Source organism: Variovorax sp. F042 (genome assembly GCF_057814215.1).
This window is the reverse complement of record NZ_JBVASX010000028.1, coordinates 1-2683: the sequence shown is the minus strand read 5'-3', so window position 1 is coordinate 2683 and position 2683 is coordinate 1. Positions and strand designations below refer to the sequence as shown.

Here is a 2683-nt window from a genome sequence, read left to right as displayed (position 1 = left end):
GTAAGCGACCGGCCATGTCATCTTGACGCGGATGCCGCGTCAAACGCCATTGATCTCGTCGATGGCGACCCCGTCGTCGTAGAACTGGGCGATGGCTTGATCAAGCCGCTTGAGCAACGCGTCTAGCGTTTCGCCTTCACGACGAACAAGCATGGCCACGCTGTTGTGGCCGTCAGCGGCAGTGGCTGCGCACTCGATCGGGTAGATGGCGCCGATCGTGATCTCACCGCCGTCTGCAATCAGTGCTTCGATGTTCTTCATGCCTGGGCATTCTGTCCGGCGCTGACGGGAGCCCAACGATGCGGCAGAAGCTCACCCACGAGCCGGACCTTCTGCGTCGGCAAGCGCTGCAGAACATCCCTGAGGTACTGGTACGGATCGAGCCCATTGAGCTTGGCCGATTGGATCAAGCTCATCACCGCAGCCGCGCGCTGGCCCGCACGCAGCGAACCCGCGAACAACCAGTTCGAACGCCCCAGCGCAATCGGACGGATCTGGTTCTCCACCCAGTTGTTGTCGATCGGCAAGTGCCCATCGTCGATGTAGCGCGTGAGCGCAGTCCATCGCTTCAGGCTGTAGTCCAGCGCCCTTGCCAGCGCAGTGCCGTCGGTTGCTCGCAGTCGGTGCGCAATCATCCAGGCATGCAACGCATCAGCGACCGGCCGTGCCTTCTGCCGGCGAATCTCCAGCCGCTGCTGCGCGCCCAGATCACGCACCTCGCGCTCGATCTCGTAGAGTTCCCCGAAGAACTTCAGCGCCTGCTCGGCCACCGCGCTCTTGTTGCTCGTGTGCAGCTCGAAGAACTTGCGCCGCGCATGGGCCGCGCAGCCGACCTCGGTGATGCCTTGGGTGAAGCTGGCCTTGTACCCCGCATAGTCATCGCAGACCAGCTTGCCCTTCCATGGCTCATTGCCCCGTTGCAGGAACGCTCGAGCATGCTCGCCGGCACGGCTGTCCGCGAAGTCGTAGACCACGGCCTTCAGCCCCTCGAAGACGCCAGGGCAGTACGCCCACAGATAGGCCTTGTGCGTCTTCTTCTTGCCTGGCGCGAGCATTGCCACCGGCGTCTCGTCGGCATGCAGCACGCCGTGGCTCAGAATCTCGTCCTTGAGAGCATCCACCAGCGGCTGCAGCTGTACGCCGCACACACCCACCCATTCGGCCAGCGTTGAGCGTGCCAGCGGCATGCCAGCGCGCGCGAAGATGCTTTCCTGGCGGTACAACGGCATGTGGTCGGCGTACTTGGCCACCAGCACCTGGGCCAGCAGGCCGGCCGTCGGGATGCCCTTGTCGATGAGCTGCGCAGGCACGGGTGCCTGGATCAGGGTCTCGCACTTCGCGCAGGCCCACTTGCCCCGGACATGGCGCTCCACCGTGAACACGCCAGGCGTGTAGTCGAGCTTCTCGCTCACGTCCTCGCCGATGCGCTGGAGCACGCAGCCGCATTTGCAGGTCGTGGATTCAGGTTCGTGGTGGAACGATGCGCGCGGCAGGTGCGCAGGCAGCGGGTGACGCCGGGGCTGCTGTGGATCCGAGGGCCGCGGCCTGGAGCGCAGCAAGTTGAGCTCCAGTTCGACGGCGGCGATGTCGGCGTCGACGCTCTCGTCCAGCAGGCTCTTCTGCGCGGCGTCGAGCTGCTCGCTGCGGGCACTGAACTTCCAACGCTTGAGGACCGCGATCTCATGAGTGAGTTGGTCGATACGCGCCTCGCTCCAGACGAGCTTGCGATCCTTCATCAGGATCTCGCCGTCGGAGTGCGACAGTCGCGCCAACAAGTCCTGCGCCAGCGCGCGCAACTCGGCCTCGCCGAGTCCCTGGAGTTGTTCGCTGGTGAGCATGGACGCCAGTGTCGCGAACCCTGCGGCACGGGCCTATTCGCAAACGCCCCAATTGCTGCGGGGCCATCTACTGCTCACGCCATGGTGATGGCGCCTGCATCGCCCAGGCGCTGCCAGGGCAGCCCGAGCACGAGCGCATCGAGCTGTTCACGAGACAGGGCCATCTGCGCTCCCAGGGCGGTGTTGGCCCAGAGGAATCGGCCTTGATGCAGCCGGCGCGCACACAGCCAGATCCCGATGCCGTCGTGCACCAGCACCTTCATGCGGTTGGCGCGTCGATTGGCAAAGAGGTAGGCGTGGTGCGGCTTGGCCGACCCGAAGACCTGGACGACGCGCGACAGCGCGGTGTCGGGGCCCGCGCGCATATCCAACGGCTCGGCCGCCAGCCACACCGCATCGATGCGGATCACCGCAGCAGCTCGCGCATCCAGGCCGCGCACTCGGACGCGGCCGTCACGGGCCAGGAGACCTTGACCGTGAGCGCGCCGCGGCGCAGCTCGATGACGAGTTCTTGCGACGGTGTGGGCTGCGAGGCCGTGAGCGGCAGCGCGATGAAGGAGTGCGCGGGTGTCGGTCTCTCAGTGGCCTGGCGCACTGACGGTACCTCGGCCATCCTGCGCCACTTGTGCACCAGGTTCGCGTTCAGGCCATAGGCCAGCGCGATGCCGGCCACTGAAGCTTCGGGCTTGGCGCATTCGGCCAGCACCTGGCTCTTGAGGGCTGCGTCATGCCGCCGCCGGGGGAGTCGTTTGGAGTCTTGAATGGTGTCCACCTGTGAGTCTGGTGGACACCATGCTGGTCGGGCCTCCCGGCGGATTCAAGATGGGTTGGCCGGACGCTTACGC

General features: G+C 65.6%; 4 protein-coding genes. All 4 read right to left on the bottom strand.

Features of this window, described 5'->3' with window-relative positions:
- Positions 1-39: 39 nt before the first annotated feature.
- The 4 genes from ACZYSP_RS35220 to tnpA all read right to left on the bottom strand — a co-directional run bounded on the left by ACZYSP_RS35220 (position 40) and on the right by tnpA (position 2610).
- Positions 40-261 carry a hypothetical protein gene (locus tag ACZYSP_RS35220; RefSeq protein WP_489019175.1) on the bottom strand — a complete coding sequence of 74 codons (222 nt, stop codon included), beginning with the start codon at positions 259-261 and terminating at the stop codon, positions 40-42.
- Positions 258-1838: an IS66 family transposase gene (gene tnpC, locus ACZYSP_RS35215; RefSeq protein WP_489019173.1), complete on the bottom strand. Its 1581-nt coding sequence runs from the start codon at positions 1836-1838 to the stop codon at positions 258-260. The genes ACZYSP_RS35220 and tnpC overlap by 4 nt, the downstream gene beginning before the upstream one ends.
- A 74-nt stretch (positions 1839-1912) precedes the next feature.
- Positions 1913-2248, bottom strand: coding sequence for an IS66 family insertion sequence element accessory protein TnpB (gene tnpB / locus ACZYSP_RS35210; RefSeq protein WP_489019171.1), 336 nt, complete (start codon positions 2246-2248; stop codon positions 1913-1915).
- On the bottom strand, positions 2245-2610 hold the full coding sequence (tnpA, locus tag ACZYSP_RS35205; RefSeq protein WP_489019169.1) for an IS66-like element accessory protein TnpA: 366 nt from the start codon (positions 2608-2610) through the stop codon (positions 2245-2247). Before tnpA ends, tnpB begins: the two co-directional genes overlap by 4 nt.
- Positions 2611-2683: the final 73 nt, after the last annotated feature.